The organism is Pseudoalteromonas sp. MB47 (genome assembly GCF_011319765.1).
Classification (GTDB): Bacteria; Pseudomonadota; Gammaproteobacteria; order Enterobacterales; family Alteromonadaceae; genus Pseudoalteromonas; species Pseudoalteromonas simplex.
This window is the reverse complement of record NZ_VFBD01000020.1, coordinates 230,443-249,817: the sequence shown is the minus strand read 5'-3', so window position 1 is coordinate 249,817 and position 19,375 is coordinate 230,443. Positions and strand designations below refer to the sequence as shown.

The 19,375-nt window shown below is 41.9% G+C and carries 16 protein-coding genes; 12 read left to right on the top strand and 4 right to left on the bottom strand.

The window, feature by feature from the left end:
* Both IMPJCBKJ_RS10725 and tcdA read left to right on the top strand, forming a co-directional pair.
* Positions 1 to 675 (top strand): TIGR01621 family pseudouridine synthase, encoded by a 675-nt coding sequence (locus IMPJCBKJ_RS10725; protein WP_166340249.1) that lies wholly within the window; start codon positions 1 to 3, stop codon positions 673 to 675.
* Positions 676 to 1,470, top strand: a complete 795-nt coding sequence (gene tcdA / locus IMPJCBKJ_RS10720) for a tRNA cyclic N6-threonylcarbamoyladenosine(37) synthase TcdA (protein ID WP_054561573.1) — start codon at positions 676 to 678, stop codon at positions 1,468 to 1,470. It begins immediately after the preceding gene.
* 3 nt (positions 1,471 to 1,473) lie between these two features.
* On the opposite strand, the gene IMPJCBKJ_RS10715 is transcribed toward tcdA, so the two are convergent.
* The 3 genes from IMPJCBKJ_RS10715 to IMPJCBKJ_RS10705 all read right to left on the bottom strand — a co-directional run bounded on the left by IMPJCBKJ_RS10715 (position 1,474) and on the right by IMPJCBKJ_RS10705 (position 4,513).
* Positions 1,474 to 1,887: a SufE family protein gene (locus IMPJCBKJ_RS10715; RefSeq protein ID WP_166340247.1), complete on the bottom strand. Its 414-nt coding sequence runs from the start codon at positions 1,885 to 1,887 to the stop codon at positions 1,474 to 1,476.
* Between the two features lie 13 nt (positions 1,888 to 1,900).
* The gene (locus IMPJCBKJ_RS10710; RefSeq protein ID WP_166340245.1) at positions 1,901 to 3,115 is read right to left on the bottom strand and encodes a SufS family cysteine desulfurase; all 1,215 of its coding nucleotides are present in this window, start codon (positions 3,113 to 3,115) and stop codon (positions 1,901 to 1,903) included.
* 111 nt (positions 3,116 to 3,226) lie between these two features.
* The gene (locus IMPJCBKJ_RS10705; protein WP_054551373.1) at positions 3,227 to 4,513 is read right to left on the bottom strand and encodes a citrate synthase; all 1,287 of its coding nucleotides are present in this window, start codon (positions 4,511 to 4,513) and stop codon (positions 3,227 to 3,229) included.
* A 408-nt stretch (positions 4,514 to 4,921) separates the two neighbouring features.
* Between IMPJCBKJ_RS10705 and sdhC the strand changes: the two genes are divergently transcribed.
* From sdhC to argA, 9 genes are all read left to right on the top strand, one after another.
* On the top strand, positions 4,922 to 5,299 hold the full coding sequence (gene sdhC / locus IMPJCBKJ_RS10700; RefSeq protein WP_082389167.1) for a succinate dehydrogenase, cytochrome b556 subunit: 378 nt from the start codon (positions 4,922 to 4,924) through the stop codon (positions 5,297 to 5,299).
* The gene (sdhD, locus tag IMPJCBKJ_RS10695; RefSeq protein ID WP_054551371.1) at positions 5,290 to 5,637 is read left to right on the top strand and encodes a succinate dehydrogenase, hydrophobic membrane anchor protein; all 348 of its coding nucleotides are present in this window, start codon (positions 5,290 to 5,292) and stop codon (positions 5,635 to 5,637) included. Before sdhC ends, sdhD begins: the two co-directional genes overlap by 10 nt.
* Positions 5,638 to 7,410 carry a succinate dehydrogenase flavoprotein subunit gene (sdhA, locus tag IMPJCBKJ_RS10690; protein WP_054551370.1) on the top strand — a complete coding sequence of 591 codons (1,773 nt, stop codon included), beginning with the start codon at positions 5,638 to 5,640 and terminating at the stop codon, positions 7,408 to 7,410. It abuts the gene before it with no gap.
* Between the two features lie 10 nt (positions 7,411 to 7,420).
* Complete coding sequence (locus tag IMPJCBKJ_RS10685; RefSeq protein WP_054551369.1) at positions 7,421 to 8,137, top strand: succinate dehydrogenase iron-sulfur subunit; 717 nt, start codon at positions 7,421 to 7,423, stop codon at positions 8,135 to 8,137.
* Between the two features lie 84 nt (positions 8,138 to 8,221).
* The gene (locus tag IMPJCBKJ_RS10680) at positions 8,222 to 11,041 is read left to right on the top strand and encodes a 2-oxoglutarate dehydrogenase E1 component (RefSeq protein WP_166340243.1); all 2,820 of its coding nucleotides are present in this window, start codon (positions 8,222 to 8,224) and stop codon (positions 11,039 to 11,041) included.
* A 3-nt stretch (positions 11,042 to 11,044) separates the two neighbouring features.
* Positions 11,045 to 12,544 carry a 2-oxoglutarate dehydrogenase complex dihydrolipoyllysine-residue succinyltransferase gene (odhB, locus tag IMPJCBKJ_RS10675; protein WP_166340241.1) on the top strand — a complete coding sequence of 500 codons (1,500 nt, stop codon included), beginning with the start codon at positions 11,045 to 11,047 and terminating at the stop codon, positions 12,542 to 12,544.
* 177 nt (positions 12,545 to 12,721) lie between these two features.
* Positions 12,722 to 13,888 (top strand): ADP-forming succinate--CoA ligase subunit beta, encoded by a 1,167-nt coding sequence (gene sucC, locus IMPJCBKJ_RS10670; protein ID WP_054551366.1) that lies wholly within the window; start codon positions 12,722 to 12,724, stop codon positions 13,886 to 13,888.
* Entirely contained in the window at positions 13,888 to 14,760 is an 873-nt protein-coding gene (gene sucD, locus IMPJCBKJ_RS10665) for a succinate--CoA ligase subunit alpha (protein WP_054551365.1), read from the top strand. Before sucC ends, sucD begins: the two co-directional genes overlap by 1 nt.
* A gap of 194 nt (positions 14,761 to 14,954) precedes the next feature.
* Positions 14,955 to 16,295 carry an amino-acid N-acetyltransferase gene (gene argA, locus IMPJCBKJ_RS10660; protein ID WP_166340239.1) on the top strand — a complete coding sequence of 447 codons (1,341 nt, stop codon included), beginning with the start codon at positions 14,955 to 14,957 and terminating at the stop codon, positions 16,293 to 16,295.
* 76 nt (positions 16,296 to 16,371) lie between these two features.
* Here the strand turns inward: argA and IMPJCBKJ_RS10655 are convergent, their stop codons facing one another.
* On the bottom strand, positions 16,372 to 17,442 hold the full coding sequence (locus tag IMPJCBKJ_RS10655; RefSeq protein WP_166340237.1) for a DUF3083 family protein: 1,071 nt from the start codon (positions 17,440 to 17,442) through the stop codon (positions 16,372 to 16,374).
* Between the two features lie 228 nt (positions 17,443 to 17,670).
* Here IMPJCBKJ_RS10655 and glnS point away from each other — a divergent pair, with 228 nt between their 5' ends.
* Positions 17,671 to 19,338: a glutamine--tRNA ligase gene (gene glnS, locus IMPJCBKJ_RS10650; protein WP_166340235.1), complete on the top strand. Its 1,668-nt coding sequence runs from the start codon at positions 17,671 to 17,673 to the stop codon at positions 19,336 to 19,338.
* The last annotated feature ends 37 nt before the right edge of the window (positions 19,339 to 19,375 follow it).

Here is a 19,375-nt window from a genome sequence, read left to right as displayed (position 1 = left end):
ATGCATGATGTAAACAATGTTCATCTTCATGCCATTGAAGATGACTTCTTTGTTTTTTATAAACCAGCAGGAGTGAGCTTTCATAGTGAACAATGTGCTGGTTTTGTCGTACTTGCTGAAGAGCTTGTTAATGAGAAGCTCTATCCGGTTCATCGGCTAGATAAAGTGACATCAGGTTTAATTATATTAGCCCGTAACAAAGAAGCTGCAGCCGAATTCACTTCACTATTTTCTGATCATAAAATAAATAAGTTTTATCTCGCAGTGAGTGATGCTAAGCCTAAGAAAAAGCAAGGTTGGATAAAAGGGGATATGCAAAAAAGTCGTCGTGGTGCATTTAAGCTGTTAAAGAGCCAAGCGAATCCTGCTATCACACGCTTTTATTCAAAAAGTATTCGACCAGGGCTTCGTGCATACTTGTTAAAGCCATTCTCTGGTAAAACACATCAGCTTAGAGTCGCAATGAAAAGCTTAGGCGCTCCAATTCTAGGTGATAGTACCTATGCGGGTAGTGAAGACGAGCGCACAAACTTGCATGCCTATGCACTACAATTTAGCTATAAAGGGCAGCTTAAAGAATATCGATGCGATTACACTTTAGGTGCTCATCTTAATGAAGTTTTTAACTCAGACGAATTCAAAGAGTGGACAGCTCCTTGGACGTTGGATTGGTAAATGAAAGAAACAACACAAGACATCCGTTTTGGTGGCATTAAACGTTTATATGGTCATCAACAATTTGATTGGTTACAACAAGCACATTTTTGTGTCATTGGTATTGGTGGCGTAGGTAGTTGGGCTGCTGAAGCATTGGCTCGAACGGGTGTAGGGCAATTAACCCTCATTGATTTAGATGATATTTGTGCAACCAATGTTAATCGTCAAATTCATGCTTTAACTGGCACCGTAGGCGAAGCAAAAGTAGAAGCGATGAAAACACGTTGTGAGTTGATAAACCCAGATATCAAAATTAATGTTATTGACGATTTCATTACGCTAGATAACATTCGTGAGCATATTCAAGGTTTTGACTATGTGATTGATTGTATTGATGCTGTAAAAGAAAAAGCTGCGCTTATTGCTCACTGTAAACGCATAAAACTACCGGTTATTACCACCGGAGGCGCAGGCGGGCAAACCGACCCGAGTCAAATCAGTTTTGGTGACGTTGCAAAGACAACTCATGATCCATTGCTTGCAAAAGTACGTTATATTTTGCGAAAACAGTACAACTTTAGTAGCAATCCAAAGCGAAAATTTAACGTCGATTGTGTTTATTCTACAGAGCAGCTTGTATATCCAACCTCTGAAGGTGAGGTTTGCCAAGCAAAACAAGGTGCAGATGGTTCAATGAATATGGACTGTAATAATGGTTTTGGCTCTGCAACTATGGTAACAGGCAGCTTTGGCTTTTTTGTTGCAGCCAAAGCGATTAGAAAATACCTCGATAAAAAACAGCGTAGTTTATAAAACTTATTGTTTTTGTTCAGCCATGGTTTGAATTTTATCAACCATGGCTTTTATACCATTACCACGAGAAGGACTCAAATGGCTAATTAGACCGAGTCGTTCAAATTCATCATAGGCATTAATTTGCGTTGCTTGCTCCGGTGTTAGACCATTGTATAAGGCTAAAATTAAAGCTAATAGTCCTTTAACGATGCGAGTATCTGAATCGCCTGCTAAAACCAGGCTGTTTTCAGTATGATCAAAGTCGATATATAGCCACACTTTACTTTCACAGCCTTTAACTAGAGCATCATCTACTTTGAGTACTTCAGGCATAACAGGTAATTGCTTACCTAAGAGCATTATTTGGCGATATTTTTGCTGCCACCCAGCAACTGTTTCAATGTTTTTACTAACGGCTTCAAACGCTGAATTCATAACTTATCCAAAATTAATCTAATAACTCAATACTACTTTTAACAGCACTGATAAAGGCATCGACATCAGCTTTAGTGTTATATAACGCAAAACTTGCTCGTACAGTACCTGGGATGCCTAAATGACTCATTATAGGTTGCGTACAATGATGGCCACTACGCACGGCAACACCAAATCCATCAAGTAGGGTGGCTAAATCAAACGGATGTTCATCACGATAATTAAAACTAATGTTACCGATGTTATCTGTTTGGTTTGAATAGATATTAATACCATCAATAGCTGATAATTGTTTTATCGCATAGTCAAAAACTGTATGCTCATGTTGACGCATTTGCTGAAAATCTAACGATATTAAATAATTTATTGCCTCAGTAAAGGCAATGACACCTGCAATATTGGGTGTTCCTGCTTCAAATTTACCCGGCGCATCACGAAAAGTGCTGTGTGTTAGGTTCACTGTTTCGATCATTTCGCCACCGGTTTGATATACATCGAGCGAATTTAACAGCTCAAATCGGCCATATAGGCCTCCTAAACCTGTCGGCCCGAGCATTTTATGGGCAGAAAACACGTAAAAATCACAGGAAATTTCTTGTAAATTAGGGCGTAAATGCATCGCTGCCTGCGCACCATCAATAACCGAAATAGCATTAATGGCTTTACATGCGCTAATGATTGGCGCTAAATCAGTAATATTACCTAGAGTATTTGATGCATGGGTAATAGCGACTATTTTAGGCTTTTGTTGCTTGATAAATTCACTACAGTGCACGCTATTAATAGTTAAATCATTTTCTATCGGCAAAATAATGACTTCTGCACCGGTGCGCTGTGCTAGCTGTTGCCAAGGGACTATGTTGGCGTGGTGTTCAATAGCAGATAGGGCAATTTTATCGCCAGGATTGAGCCTCGAAGCCAGACCATTTGCGATTAAATTAATCGATTCGGTTGCCCCTTTGGTCCACACTATCTCATTATTTTTTACAGAAAAATAATCTGCAAGTAGCGTTCGTGTATGCTCATATTGGCGTGTCGCGTTTTCACTGAGTGTATGGCGGCCGCGGTGCACATTGGCGTTCTCGTGACTATAAAAACGGCTAAGAGCATTAATAACTGCCTGTGGCTTTTGCGAGGTCGCTGCTGAGTCTAAATACACCAAAGGCTGCTCATTGACTGTTTCATTCAGTATTGGAAAGTCAGCACGTATTTTTGTGATATCGAACATGAAAGGCCTTAAGCTACAAGAATGCGACGATTTTAATTACTTTGCACAAATAGACAAGTGCAGGGCAACAAAAAAGGCCGCATAGCGGCCTTTTTTAAACGCAAATTCGTATTAACGCTTGTCTGTTGGTACGTAATCGCGTGAAGTTTCACCAGTGTATAACTGACGAGGACGGCTGATCTTGTGACCAGGTTGAGAAAGCATCTCATCCCAGTGAGAGATCCAACCAACAGTACGTGACATTGCAAAGATTACAGTGAACATGCTTGTTGGAATACCGATTGCTTTTAAGATGATACCTGAGTAGAAATCTACGTTAGGGTAAAGTTTCTTCTCAACGAAGTATGGGTCTTCAAGTGCAATTTGCTCAAGCTTCATAGCGATATCAAGAAGTGGATCTTGAATGTTTAGCTCAGCAAGTACTTCGTGACATGTTTGACGCATTACTGTCGCACGTGGGTCGAAGTTTTTGTATACACGGTGACCAAAGCCCATAAGACGGAAAGGATCAGACTTATCTTTCGCTTTAGCAACGTACTCATCGATACGGTCAACAGAACCAATTTCTTCTAACATGTTAAGACATGCTTCGTTAGCACCACCGTGCGCAGGACCCCATAGAGATGCGATACCAGCCGCGATACACGCGTAAGGGTTAGCACCTGAAGAACCTGCTAGACGAACAGTTGACGTTGATGCGTTTTGTTCGTGGTCAGCGTGAAGCATGAAGATTTTGTCCATTGCTTTGGCAAGAACAGGGCTTACTTTGTATTCTTCAGCTGGTACTGAGAACATCATGTGTAAGAAGTTTTCAGCGAAGCTTAAGTCGTTACGTGGGTAAACGAACGGTTGACCTACATTGTATTTGTAAGCCATCGCAGCGATAGTTGGTAATTTAGCAACTAGCTTGATTGCGCTTGTTTTACGTTGTGTTGCGTCAGTGATGTCTAAATCTTCGTGGTAGAAAGAAGAAAGAGCACCTACAACACCACACAGCATTGCCATTGGGTGAGCGTCAAAGCGGAAACCTTGGAAGAAGTTTGCGATTTTAGTATCAAGCATTGTGTTGTGCGTGATTTCTTGAGCAAACGCTTCGTATTGTTCTTTAGTCGGTAATTCGCCGTTTAATAGTAAGTAGCAAAGCTCGATGTAGTTTGATTCATCAGCTAATTGCTCGATTGGGTAACCACGGTGTAATAGAACACCTTTGCCGCCATCGATGTAAGTGATTGAAGATTCACAAGAACCGGTCGACATAAAACCTGGGTCGTAAGTGAAGTGACCGTGTGAACCTAACGTACGTACGTCGATTACGTCTTGGCCAGCAGTGCCTTGGTAAATTGGAAGTTCGATTGGATCAAGACCATCAATATGGACCGTGGCTTTCTTATCCGCCATCTATTTATCTCCTATTAAGATAACAACTCTGATTGTTATGTTCTGAATCTGTTTAAGCACATTCTTTTCATTTTAACGTGAAAGAGGGGTATAAAGTCAATTTTTATAAACATTATGCACAAATGGATAATAAATATTCTGTCAGGATTAAATATTATACTATTGGCTAATTCGCAAACGTCTCTTACTAAACAAGAATTGTAAAAAGACCTTTGGCTATATATACTATCCAAGGTTTTATACCGTATTGTCTGTAGGTAAACTTTATTTTTACATTTGAGTTTTGCATAAGTGTGAACTTTTTGTGTATCAACACGGTTTACTTAGATAGTTCCATCGAAATTCATTTTGATGGGTTTTAGAAAAACAAGTAGATGAGCCCGATAAGGGCAAGATGGGCAAGTAACTGTGAAAAAGCAAAGACCTGTAAATCTAGATCTAACAACTATATCTATGCCGGCAACGGCTAAAGCATCAATTTTACACCGCGTCACCGGTGTTGCATTATTTTTTGCTTTAACGTTTGTCATTTGGGCTTGGTCTGAGTCTCTTTCTTCTGCAGAAGGTTTTGAATTCGTCAAGGGTCTGTTCAGCGGATTCATTGCCAAATTCATAGCATGGGGCACCATTTCTGTATTGGCGTATCACTTAATTGGTGGTATCCGTCATATCATTATGGACATGGGTCACTGGGAAGAACTTGAATCAGGTAACTTCAGCGCTAAAGTTGCATTAGCTTTAGGTGTTGTAGCTGCAATTCTAGCAGGAGTGTGGATATGGTTTTAAATCAAGCAACTCTTAAACGTGATGGTGTACAAGATTTCGTATCACTACGTGCAACAGCATTAATAATCAGCGCTTACGCGATTTTTATTATCGGCTATTTTTTATGTACGCCAGAAGTCACTTTCGAAGCCTGGCAAGGCCTATTCTCTAACCTAGCAATGAAAGGGTTTACCTTAATTACCCTAGTTTGCATCATGGTTCACACCCGTATCGGCCTTTGGCAAGTTCTTACTGACTATGTTAAATGCGCTAAATTACGTGCTGTTTTAGGCTTTGTATTAAACCTTATGGCTGTTGCTTACGTAGCAATTGGTCTAATCGTTTTATGGGGTGTTTAAGTGAATTATTCTGTTCGTGAATTTGACGCTGTAGTGATTGGTGCCGGTGGTGCGGGTATGCGCGCAGCACTAGCTATCACTGAATCAGGCAAAACCTGTGCACTTATCTCAAAAGTTTTCCCTACACGTTCTCACACTGTGTCTGCACAGGGTGGTATTACGGTTGCGCTGGGTAACTCACATGAAGATAACTGGGAATGGCACATGTACGATACTGTTAAAGGTTCCGATTTTATCGGTGACCAAGACGCTATCGAATATATGTGTAAAACAGGCCCAGAAGCTATTACTGAATTAGAAAACATGGGTTTACCATTTTCTCGTTTTGAAAATGGCCGTGTTTATCAACGTCCTTTCGGCGGCCAGTCGAAAAACTTTGGTGGTGAACAGGCTGCACGTACTGCAGCAGCAGCTGACCGTACAGGTCACGCGTTATTACACTGTTTATACCAACAGAACGTTAAAAACAAAACTAACGTATTCTCTGAGTGGTACGCACTAGATTTAGTTAAAAACAGCGACGGTCACGTTGTTGGTTGTACAGCAATCGACATCGAGTCTGGTGAAGTTGTTTACTTCAAATCAAAAGCTGTTGTTTTAGCAACAGGTGGTGCAGGCCGTATCTATGCATCGACAACGAATGCACACATCAACACTGGTGACGGTGTTGGTATGGCTACACGCGCTGGCGTTGCAATGCAAGATATGGAAATGTGGCAGTTCCACCCAACAGGTATCGCCGGTGCCGGTGTACTTGTAACTGAAGGTTGTCGTGGTGAAGGTGGTTACCTTCTAAATAAAGACGGCGAACGCTTCATGGAACGTTACGCTCCAAATGCAAAAGACTTAGCGTCTCGTGACGTTGTTGCTCGTTCAATGATGACTGAGATCCGTGAAGGTCGTGGTTGCGATGGTCCTTACGGTCCACACATCAAGCTTAAGCTTGACCACTTAGGTGAAGAAACACTTAACTTACGTCTTCCAGGCGTATGTGACCTTGCGAAAACATTCGCACACGTTGATCCAGCTAAAGAGCCAATTCCAGTTATCCCAACATGTCACTACATGATGGGTGGTGTTCCAACTAACGTAAATGGTCAAGCATTACAAATTGATGCAAACGGCCAAGAGAAAGTAGTTGAAGGTTTATTCGCTGTTGGTGAGATTGCATGTGTATCTGTACACGGTGCTAACCGCCTAGGTGGTAACTCACTACTTGACTTAGTTGTATTCGGCCGCGCAGCTGGTAACTTCTTAGGTAAGTACCTTAACGGTGTTGAAGCAGGTAAAGATGCGTCTGATTCAGACCTTGAAGCATCACTTGCACGCTTTAACCGTTGGGAAAGCTCTAAAGCTGGCCAAGGTGAAGACCCAGTACAAATCAAGAAAGACCTACAAATGTGTATGCAACTTAACTTCTCGGTATTCCGTGAAGGTGATGCAATGGCAACAGGTCTTAAAGAGCTTAAAGAAATTCGTGAACGTCTTCAGTACGCTCGTCTTGACGACAAGTCGACTGAGTTCAACACTGCACGTATCGAATGTCTAGAGCTTGATAACTTGATGGAAACAGCTTACTCAACAGCAGTAGCTGCAAACTTCCGTACAGAAAGCCGTGGTGCACACTCTCGTTTTGACTTCCCAGATCGTGATGACGAAAACTGGTTATGTCACTCAATCTACGATCCTAAGAGCGAAGAAATGAGCAAACGTGATGTAAACTACGCGCCGAAACTGCGTGAAGCTTTCCCACCTAAAGCACGTACATACTAGGAGCGAGACGATGGCACAAGTACAATTTTCGGTTTATCGTTACAATCCAGATGTTGATAATGCACCACGTATGCAAGACTTCTCGCTAGAAACGCAAGAAGGCCAAGATATGATGGTATTGGATGCCCTTATGCAATTGAAGGAGCAAGATCCAACATTATCATTCCGTCGTTCATGCCGTGAAGGTGTGTGTGGTTCAGACGGTATCAACATGAATGGTAAAAATGGTTTAGCGTGTATCACGCCTTTATCAACGCTACTTAAAGGTGGCAAAGGTAAAATCGTAATTCGCCCATTACCAGGTTTACCTGTGGTACGTGACCTTGTTATTGACATGAGTCAGTTCTACACTCAATACGAAAAAGTTAAGCCTTACCTAATTAACGACACGCCAGCGGCGGGTGAGCGTCTTCAGTCAATCGAAGAACGTGATAAGTTAGATGGCTTATATGAGTGTATCTTATGTGCATGTTGTTCAACATCGTGTCCTTCGTTCTGGTGGAATCCAGACAAGTTCATCGGTCCTGCGGGTCTTCTACATGCGTATCGTTTCTTGGCTGATAGCCGCGATACAGCTACTGAAGAGCGTCTTGCAGACCTTGACGATGCGTTCAGCGTGTTCCGTTGTCACAGTATCATGAACTGTGTTAGCGTGTGTCCAAAAGGTCTTAACCCGACCAAAGCAATTGGACAAATCAAATCAATGCTTTTAAACCGCGCTGTTTAAAGCTTGAATATGTAAGGTGGTTAAGTGATTAACCACCTTGTTTTTACAACAATTAATTTCTGCGCTAAAGAAAAGGGCTTATAAATGCACGAAGGTGTGATGAAGGCATGGCTAGAATCTTCTCACTTAAACGGCGGTAACGTTGCTTACGTAGAAGAGCTTTATGAAGCGTACTTAGATGATGCGACTTCTGTGCCAGAAGAATGGCGAGAAGTGTTCGAACAATTACCAAAAGTTGATGGTGTGGATGTTGACGTTAAACATTCAGAAGTTCGTTCACAATTTGCACAGCTTGCTAAAAACAAGCATAGAGAAGTAGTGATAGCAGAGGGTGGCTCTGGTGATCCTAAACAGGTCAAGGTGCTACAACTTATTAATGCTTTCCGTTTCCGTGGTCACCAAAATGCCAACCTAGATCCATTAGGTATTTGGCAACGCGAACGTGTTCGTGATCTAGAATTAGAGTACCACGATTTATCTGAAGCTGATTTTGACCGTGAATTCAATGTGGGTTCGTTTGCTGTCGGTCGCGAAACCATGCCATTAGGTGAGCTATATCAAGCACTCAAAACGACTTATTGTGGGTCGGTTGGTGCTGAGTATATGCACATCACTTCAACTGAAGAAAAGCGTTGGTTACAACAACGTTTAGAATCAGTGCAATCACGTCCAACGTTCTCTAAAGAAGAAAAGCTACGTATCCTTAAAGGATTAACAGCTGCAGATGGTCTTGAAAAATACTTAGGGGCTAAGTTCCCTGGTGCAAAACGTTTCTCACTTGAAGGTGGTGATGCGTTAGTACCAATGCTTAAAGAACTAATTCATCGTGCAGGTGAAAGCGGACAAAAAGAAGCTGTTATTGGTATGGCTCACCGCGGTCGCTTGAACGTACTAGTGAACGTTTTAGGTAAAAACCCATCAGAATTATTCGATGAGTTCGCTGGTAAACACAAAGACACATTAGGCTCAGGTGATGTTAAATATCACATGGGTTACTCATCTGACTTTGCAACTAAGGGTGGCAACGTGCACATGGCACTTGCATTTAACCCGTCTCACTTAGAAATCGTTAACCCAGTGGTTATGGGTTCGGTACGTGCTCGTTTAGACCGTCTAGGTGATAAGTCAGGTATTAAAGCATTACCAATTACTATTCACGGTGACTCTGCAATCGCAGGTCAAGGTGTTGTACAAGAAACATTTAACTTATCGCAAACTAATGCATTTAGTTGTGGTGGTAGTATCCGTATCGTTGTAAATAACCAAGTTGGTTTCACAACGTCTAAACAGTCTGATGTACGTTCTACACCATACTGTACTGATATTGCGAAAATGGTTCAGGCACCAATTTTCCACGTTAACTCTGACGATCCTGAAGCGGTTGCATTTGTTACTCAAATCGCACTTGATTTCAGAAACCAGTTTAAACGTGATGTAGTGATTGATTTAGTATGTTATCGCCGTCATGGTCATAACGAAGCGGATGAGCCGAACGCTACTCAACCACTTATGTACCAAAAAATCAAAAAGCATCCAGTACCTCGTCTAATTTACGCAGACCAATTAGTTGCTGAAGGTTCATTCTCAGAAAATGAAGTAAAAGCACTTGCTGATGATTACCGTAACGGTTTAGACAAAGGCAACTGTGTTGTTGAAGAAATTCAACTAGAAACATCACACTCTTCTGATTGGGCTAAGTTTGTTGGTCACGATTGGGATGTTGAGTACGATGCAACAGTATCGGTTGAAAAGTTAAAAGAGCTTGGCGAAAAAGTAGCAAGCTTCCCAGAAAGCCACAAAGCACAGTCGCGCGTTAAGAAAATCTACGACGACCGTAAGTTAATGGCAACAGGTGAAAAACCACTTGATTGGGGTATGGCTGAAACACTTGCTTATGCAACGCTTGTTGATGCTGGTACAGATATCCGTTTAACAGGTCAAGATTCAGGTCGTGGTACATTCTTCCACCGTCATGCTGTTGTTCATAACCAAAAAGATGCATCAACATACTTGCCGCTGCAAAATATCAGCGAAAAGCAAGGTGCATTTGAAGTGTATGACTCAGTTCTTTCTGAAGAAGCGGTACTTGCGTTTGAATATGGTTACGCAACAGCTGAACCTACGTCACTTGTAATGTGGGAAGCACAGTTTGGTGACTTCGCGAATGGTGCACAAGTTGTATTTGACCAATTCTTAAGTTCAGGTGAGCAGAAGTGGGGTCGTTTATGTGGTCTTACATGTTTACTTCCACACGGCTACGAAGGTCAAGGTCCTGAGCATAGCTCGGCACGTTTAGAGCGTTTCTTACAGTTGTGTGCTGATCACAATATGCAAGTATGTGTTCCTTCAACTCCAGCGCAAGTTTATGCAATGCTTCGTCGTCAATCAGTACGTCCACTTCGTCGTCCATTGATTGTTATGACGCCTAAGTCGCTACTTCGTCACCCGTTGGCAACATCTTCACTTGAAGAGTTATCTGAAGGTGTGTTCCACAATATGATCGATGAAATTGATGATATTGCAGCAGATAAAGTAGAACGCGTTGTATTCTGTAGCGGTAAAGTTTATTACGAGCTACTACAAGAGCGTCGTAAGCAAGAATTAAATAACATTGCTATTGTTCGTGTAGAACAATTATATCCATTCCCACACGCTGAGATGGATACAATCATGCAGCGTTACCAACACGTTAAAGATTTTGTTTGGTGTCAAGAAGAGCCACAAAACCAAGGTGCATGGTATTGTTCTCAACACCACTTTGTTGATGCAATCCCAGCCGGTGCTAAATTAACTTACGCAGGTCGTAAAGCATCAGCATCACCAGCGTGTGGTTACATGTCAGTGCATAATAAAGAACAACAAGCGCTCGTTGCAGATGCGCTTACTATTGAAAAGAAAGGATAAGCAATGAGCACAGAAATTAAAGTTCCTGTACTTCCTGAGTCGGTTGCTGATGCTACTGTTGCAACATGGCACGTAAGTGTTGGCGACAAAGTAAGCCGCGACCAAAACTTAGTAGATATCGAAACAGATAAAGTTGTTTTAGAAGTTGTTGCACCAAATGACGGTGTAATCACTGAAATTTCACAAGAAGAAGGTGCAACGGTACTTGGCGAACAAGTAATTGCATTACTTGGTGATGCAGATGCTGCACCAGCAAGTGACGACTCTGCACCAGCTAAATCAGAAGACGCGCCAGCGGCGCAATCAGCACCAGCATCAGAAGGTAAAGAAGTGGACATTAAAGTACCTGTACTTCCAGAATCAGTCGCAGACGCGACAATTGCTACTTGGCACGTTCAACCAGGTGAAGCGGTAACACGCGACCAAAACCTTGTTGACATCGAAACTGATAAAGTTGTTCTTGAAGTTGTTGCTCAAGAAGACGGTATCATGGGTGAGCACATTCACGCTGAAGGCGAAACAGTACTTGGTGAGCAAGTAATTGGTACAGTTAAAGCGGGTGCAGCACCGGCAGCAGCAGCTCCTAAAGCTGAAGCAGCACCAGCAAGCGAATCAAATGACAGCTCTGACGTATTAACACCGTCAGTTCGTCGTTTAATCGCTGAGAAAGGTCTTGATGCATCAAAAATCAAAGGTACTGGCAAAAATGGCCGTGTAACTAAAGAAGATGTTGATACATTCTTAAAAGCACCGGCAGCAGCGCCTAAAGCAGAAGCAGCAGCGCCAGCAGCACCTATGGGTGACCGTACGCAAAAACGTGTTCCTATGACTCGTTTACGTAAAACAATCGCTAATCGTCTTCTTGAAGCGAAAAACTCAACTGCAATGTTAACGACTTTCAACGAAGTTAACATGAAGCCAATTATGGATCTTCGTAAGCAGTACCAAGAAGTATTCGAAAAGCGTCACGGTATCCGTTTAGGTTTCATGTCTTTCTACGTGAAAGCAGTAACTGAAGCACTTAAGCGTTTCCCTGAAGTAAATGCGTCTATCGACGGTGATGATATTGTTTATCACAACTACTTCGACATCAGCATCGCGGTTTCTACACCACGTGGTCTTGTTACTCCAGTTCTTAAAGACTGTGACAAGCTATCAGTTGCTGAAATCGAAAAAGGTATCCGTGAGCTAGCGCTTAAAGGTCGTGACGGTAAATTATCAATTGATGACATGACAGGTGGTAACTTCACTATCACTAACGGTGGTGTATTCGGTTCATTACTATCTACACCAATCATCAACTTACCACAGTCTTCAATCTTAGGTATGCACAAAATCCAAGAGCGTCCTATGGCTGTAAATGGTAAAGTTGAAATCTTACCAATGATGTACTTAGCGTTATCTTATGATCACCGCCAAATCGATGGTAAAGAATCAGTAGGTTTCTTAGTAACAATTAAAGAGTTACTTGAAGATCCGACTCGTTTACTACTAGATGTTTAATCTGGTTGTATGAAAACTAAGCTGTGAACCTCGTTCACAGCTTTTTTTTTGCGCCTTTGGTCTAACTGGGGTTTTCATGTGGAGCCTTGGGATTTATACTAAGTGCGCAATTTGGGATAGCTGTTTATTTTGCATAAATATTCAGCTCTTTTAGTATAAAAAATTGGATAAAGCATCATGAATTTGCATGAGTATCAGGCAAAACAACTTTTTGCCGAATATGGTTTACCAGTTTCTCAAGGTTTCGCTTGCGATACACCTGAAGAAGCTGCAGCAGCTGCTGAGAAAATCGGCGGTGATATGTGGGTTGTTAAAACACAGGTTCACGCAGGTGGCCGTGGTAAAGCTGGCGGTGTTAAGCTAGTTAAAACAATCGACGAAGTTAAAGAGTTCGCTGCGAACTGGTTAGGTAAAAACTTAGTTACTTACCAAACAGACGAAAATGGTCAGCCAGTAGCTAAAATCCTTGTTGAAAGCTGCACTGACATCGCTAACGAATTATACCTTGGCGCTGTAGTAGATCGTGCTTCTCGTAAAGTTGTTTTCATGGCATCTACTGAAGGTGGTGTTGAAATCGAGCAAGTTGCAGAAGAAACTCCAGAATTAATTCACAAAGCTGAGATCGATCCATTAGTTGGTCCTCAAGCTTACCAAGCTCGTGAATTAGGTTTCAAACTAGGTTTAAACCCTACTCAAATGAAACAGTTCGTTAAGATCTTCATGGGTCTTGCAAACATGTTCAACGATTTCGATTTCGCATTATTAGAAATCAACCCGCTAGTAATTACAGACGAAGGTAACCTTCACTGTCTAGACGGTAAAATCGGTGTAGATGGTAACGCGCTTTACCGTCAACCTAAAATCCGTGAAATGCACGATCCTTCACAAGAAGACGCGCGTGAAGCTCACGCTGCAAGCTTCGAGCTTAACTACGTTGCACTAGACGGTAACGTTGGTTGTATGGTTAACGGTGCAGGCCTAGCAATGGGTACTATGGACATCGTAAACCTACACGGTGGCAAGCCAGCTAACTTCCTAGATGTTGGTGGCGGTGCAACTAAAGAGCGTGTATCTGAAGCATTCAAGATCATCTTATCTGACGACAACGTTAAAGCTGTTTTAGTTAACATCTTTGGTGGTATCGTTCGTTGTGACATGATCGCAGAAGGTATCATCGGCGCAGTTAAAGAAGTAGGTGTTAACGTTCCTGTAGTAGTACGTTTAGAAGGTACTAACGCTGAACTTGGTCGTGAAGTACTAGCTAGTTCTGACCTTAACATCATCGCTGCTGAATCACTAACAGACGCAGCTGAAAAAGTTGTTGCTGCTGCGGAGGGCAAATAATGTCTGTATTAATCAATAAAGATACAAAAGTTATCTGTCAAGGTTTCACAGGTGGCCAAGGTACTTTCCACTCTGAGCAAGCGCTTGAGTACGGTACACAAATGGTTGGTGGTGTAAGCCCAGGTAAAGGCGGTCAAACGCATCTTGGTCTTCCAGTATTCAACACAGTACGTGACGCTGTTGAAGCAACTGGCGCAACTGCATCAGTTATCTATGTACCAGCACCTTTCTGTAAAGATGCAATCTTAGAAGCTATCGATGCTGGCATCGAGCTAATCGTTTGTATCACTGAAGGTATCCCAACACTAGACATGGTTGACGTTAAAGTTAAGCTTGATGAAACTGGTGTTCGTATGATCGGTCCTAACTGCCCAGGTGTTATCACTCCGGGTGAAACTAAAATCGGTATCATGCCTGGTCACATCCACAAGCCTGGTAAAGTAGGTATCGTATCACGTTCTGGTACTCTTACTTATGAAGCGGTTAAGCAAACTACTGACGCTGGTTTCGGCCAATCAACATGTGTTGGTATCGGTGGTGACCCAATCCCTGGCACTAACTTCATCGACGTTTTAGAAATGTTCGAAAAAGACGAGCAAACTGAAGCTATCGTTATGATCGGTGAAATCGGTGGTACTGCAGAAGAAGAAGCTGCAGAATACATCAAGCACAACGTGACTAAACCTGTTGTTTCTTACATTGCTGGTGTTACTGCACCTGCAGGTAAGCGTATGGGTCACGCTGGTGCAATCATCGCAGGCGGTAAAGGTACTGCTGATGAGAAATTTGCTGCATTAGAAGCTGCTGGCGTAAAAACTGTACGTTCACTAGCTGACATCGGTAATGCACTTAAAGAGAAGACAGGCTGGTAATCAGTTCTAATCTCTTAAAAAAGGCTCGCTTATGCGGGCCTTTTTTGTATCTGCCACTATCTTATAACATGCACGAAAATTCCACCTGCAAATTAAGAATAATAATGCTTTATTTGTGAATATAAATTCTCTACACTTGTGGCTTGTATATCTGTTTTTATTAAAACATTCGACTTTAATAAGGTAAATATTACGTGCGTACCACAGAATTGGTAGATGGATTTCGCCAGTCAACTCCATACGTTAATGCTCACCGCGGTAAAACATTCGTTGTTATGCTTGGCGGAGAGGCGATCGATCAGTCTGGTTGTCGCAGCATCATCAACGATGTCGCGCTACTAACTAGTCTTGGTATTAAGATTGTTTTAGTGTTTGGTGCTCGTCCACAGTTTAACGCAGCGCTTGAACAAGTTGGCATAACTAGTCAGTTTCATAATGAGATACGGGTAACTGATAACGCAACATTTGATGTAATTAAAAAAGTTGCGGGTGCAATGCAGTTCGATATAACCGCGCGTTTATCTACGTCTTTAAGTAGTACACCTATGTCTGGCTCATTTTTAAATGTGGTGAGTGGTAATTTTGTTATTGCTCAGCCTTTAGGTGTTGATGAAGGTGTTGACTATCATCATTCAGGAAGAGTGAGACGTATCGATGTTGCAGGTATTCGCCACCAGTTAGATAACAACGGAATTGTGCTGCTTGGGCCAATAGCGGCGTCTGTTACAGGTGAAAGCTTTAACTTAACCGCTGAAGAAATTGCTACGCAAGTAGCTCTCAAACTACGCGCCGATAAAATGCTTGGTTTTTGTAAAGAAGCCGGTATTTTGGATGAAAATGGTGAAGCAATTGCAGAGCTAATGCCAAATGAAGCTGAGCAGCTATTAGCAAGCTATCGCAAGCAACCTGACTCATGTGTCAGCGCCACTGTTTTCTTACAAGCTGCAATTGATGCTTGTCGAGGTGGCGTGCATCGTTGCCATCTTGTTAGTTACAAAGAAGATGGCGCCTTATTACAAGAGCTGTTCTCTTTAGATGGTATTGGTACACAAATCGCACCACAAAGCTCTGAGCAATTACGAAGTGCAAGTATTGCTGATATTACCGGAATCATTAACCTTATTAGACCCCTTGAACAACAAGGCTATTTAGTGCGCCGTTCTCGTGAACAGCTCGAAATCGAAATTGAACAATTTACGGTTATTGAGCGTGATGGACTTATCATTGCCTGTGCGGCTTTGTATCCGTTTGCAGATGAACAAGTAGGGGAGTTCGCAAGTTTGGCTGTTCACCCTCAGTACCGAGATGCCGACCGCGGAAGTTATCTACTGAGGTTTATTATTAACAAGGCTAAACGTGCTGGTTATTCGCATTTATTTGCTCTCACCACACGCAGCATTCACTGGTTTTTAGAGCAAAGTTTTGAAATAGTGACAGTTGAGGAGCTACCTGCGAAGAAAAAAGCGCTTTATAACCATGAACGCCGCTCTAAAGTATTGCGTCTAGATTTAACTAAGCTAGGTAATAAGAGGTGACGCATGTGTCACCTCTTATATACCCAAACCACCCCAAGGTGCGAGTTTCAGCATATTGAGGGGCTTGGGTATACTCTTAATATTGATAGTTAATGTGCTGATAAAAACGCACACGTAAATCTTGGCGAGTTGGATTAAATGCCAGCTCGTCAGTAACTTCATTTATCGCACTTTGCACTTGATTCATAAACTTACCATAACCAATGTCATGCTTGTCTTTATCGGCTGCGGCAATCACAAAATGTAGCGAATCTACAAGTTGATCAGCATCCCAGTACTGTTGTAATTGCACCTGCTCAGAGCTGCAATCAAAGGTTAGTTTTTGCAGTTCGCTGTTACTTTGTGCGTTATCAATATTGCTATTACGAACAATAGGGCGGGTACCGTTAGCGATGAAAGCGCCGAGTGTTAAGCCGCGTTTATCACATGCTCGTTTGAACGCATCAAAGATATATTGATAAAACTGCGTATAATTCTCTTCATTCAACATATGCTGAAATTGCGTTTTAATGGCACGAGTTACTGGAATCGAAAACCCAGCGTATGTCATCTCACTGTGTTCATTTGGCACATGACATTGGCGAGACTGGTAACGTGGGTATAAGCTACGTAATTTATAGCCATAGCTTTCTTTGTGACCTTTTGCTTTAGCAAATAAATCATAAGTTAGATGTTGGTGGTCACGAATTTTAAGAGGTGGTTGGCCGCTTAGTAGCTTTTCTTGTAATGAGTTGATCACTCTTTGCACATTATGATGAAAACTAGCCGCATGAGCGCGAATATCTTCACCAGTCGCTAAGAATAATAAACGAATTTTTTTGCATTTTTGCTCACCATCAGCAAATACATTATGTGCTTCATGGTATTGTGGGTTATAGAAAAACAAAATCTGCTTAGCGGTTTCTAAGCTATATGCCTCATCATGGTAACGAACCACGGGTAATTTATCGTTGGCGATTAGGTGTACATTATGTAATTCATACTCATCACATAGTGCAAATAACTCCCTTGCAAGACGCTTATAAGCACAGCTCACATTGGTGAACTGGGCAAAAAACTCATCAGTAGGTTTAAATTCAACTAACACATACTGGTTTGCACGTGCTGAGCTTGGAATATAGACTCGATGTTGATTGAGCGAAGCCATCTTTTTTCCTTATTGGTAGTGAAACTGACGGCACTATATCGCTAGTCAATGATCATTTTATTGCGTTAGAACAATTTTTTTACCGATTTTGTCGAGTCTGTGAACTATGTATTCAACAATCGACGTAATATCTTCAATAAACATGATGCAACCACTGTATGTTAGGGTTTGTTTTTGTAATAATGCATTAGTTTTGTCACCATGCAATATTCAGAGGATTATGCTCCTATGGCGGAAATTGAGAATCGCCCAAGTAACTTTATTAGAACGCGTATCGACGAAGATCTAGCAAGCGGTAAGCATGCGACTACACACACGCGTTTTCCACCAGAACCAAACGGTTTTTTACACATTGGTCATGCAAAGTCTATTTGTTTGAATTTTGGTATCGCCCAAGATTATCAAGGTCTTTGTAACTTACGTTTTGATGATACGAATCCAGAAAAAGAAGACATCAACTACGTAAACTCGATTAAAGAAGATGTGCAGTGGTTAGGTTTCCAGTGGGATGGTGAAATTAAGTATTCATCTAACTATTTCGATGCGCTATATGGCTATGCTGTTGAGCTTATCGAAAAAGGCCTAGCATATGTGTGTTTCTTATCGCCAGATCAAGCCCGTGAATACCGTGGTACTTTAAAAGAGCCGGGTAAAAACAGCCCATACCGTGATACGCCAGTTGAAGAAAACCTAGCGCTATTTGAAAAAATGCGTAATGGCGAGTTCAAAGAAGGCGAATGTGTACTGCGTGCTAAAATCGATATGGCAAGCTCATTCATGGTATTGCGTGATCCAATTTTATACCGTGTACGTTTTGCTCATCACCACCAAACCGGCGACAAGTGGTGCATTTACCCAATGTACGACTTCACGCACTGTATTTCAGATGCGCTAGAAGGTATTACACATTCATTATGTACGCTTGAGTTCCAGGATAACCGTCGTTTATACGATTGGGTATTAGATAACATCAGCCTTGAGTGTCATCCGCAACAAATCGAGTTCTCACGATTAAATCTTGAGTACACCATTATGTCTAAGCGTAAATTAAACGACTTAGTGGTAAATGGTCATGTTGAAGGCTGGGACGACCCACGTATGCCAACGATTGCAGGTTTACGTCGTCGTGGTTATACACCTGCATCAGTGCGTGAGTTCTGTTCTCGTATCGGTATCACTAAACAAGAAAACATGGTTGAAATGGGCATGCTAGAAGCTTGTATCCGTGAAGACCTAAATGAACATGCACCGCGTGCAATGGCTGTTCTTGATCCGGTGAAGATTGTTATCGAAAACTATGACGCAGATAAAGTAGAAACATTGTCTGTAGCAAATCACCCGAATAAAGAAGAGATGGGTCGCCGTGACGTACCTTTCACTCGTGAACTTTATATCGAGCGTGAAGACTTCCGTGAAGAAGCAAACAACAAGTTTAAGCGTTTAGTTCTTGATAAAGAAGTACGTTTACGTGGTGCGTATGTAATTAAAGCTGAGCGCGTTGAAAAAGACGAAAACGGCGAAATTACGACTATCTTCTGCTCTTACGATCCTGAAACTCTGGGTAAAAACCCAAGTGATGGCCGTAAGGTTAAAGGTGTAATTCACTGGGTATCAGCGAGTGAATCTATCACAGCTGAAGTTCGTTTATACGACCGTTTATTTAACGTGCCAAACCCAGCGGCAGCAGAAGACTTTAACGCAACACTAAACCCTGAATCACTTGTGGTTCTTGAAAATGCGAAAGTTGAGCCGTCACTTGCAAATGCACAAGCAGAGCAGGGCTTCCAGTTTGAGCGTACAGGTTACTTCTGTCGTGATAGCAAAGCAGAAACCTTAGTATTCAATCAAACTGTGGGTCTTCGTGATTCATGGGCGAAGATTGAACAAAAGGGCTAATAGCTAATTTTGTTAAGTTTCTATGCTTAATAAAAAA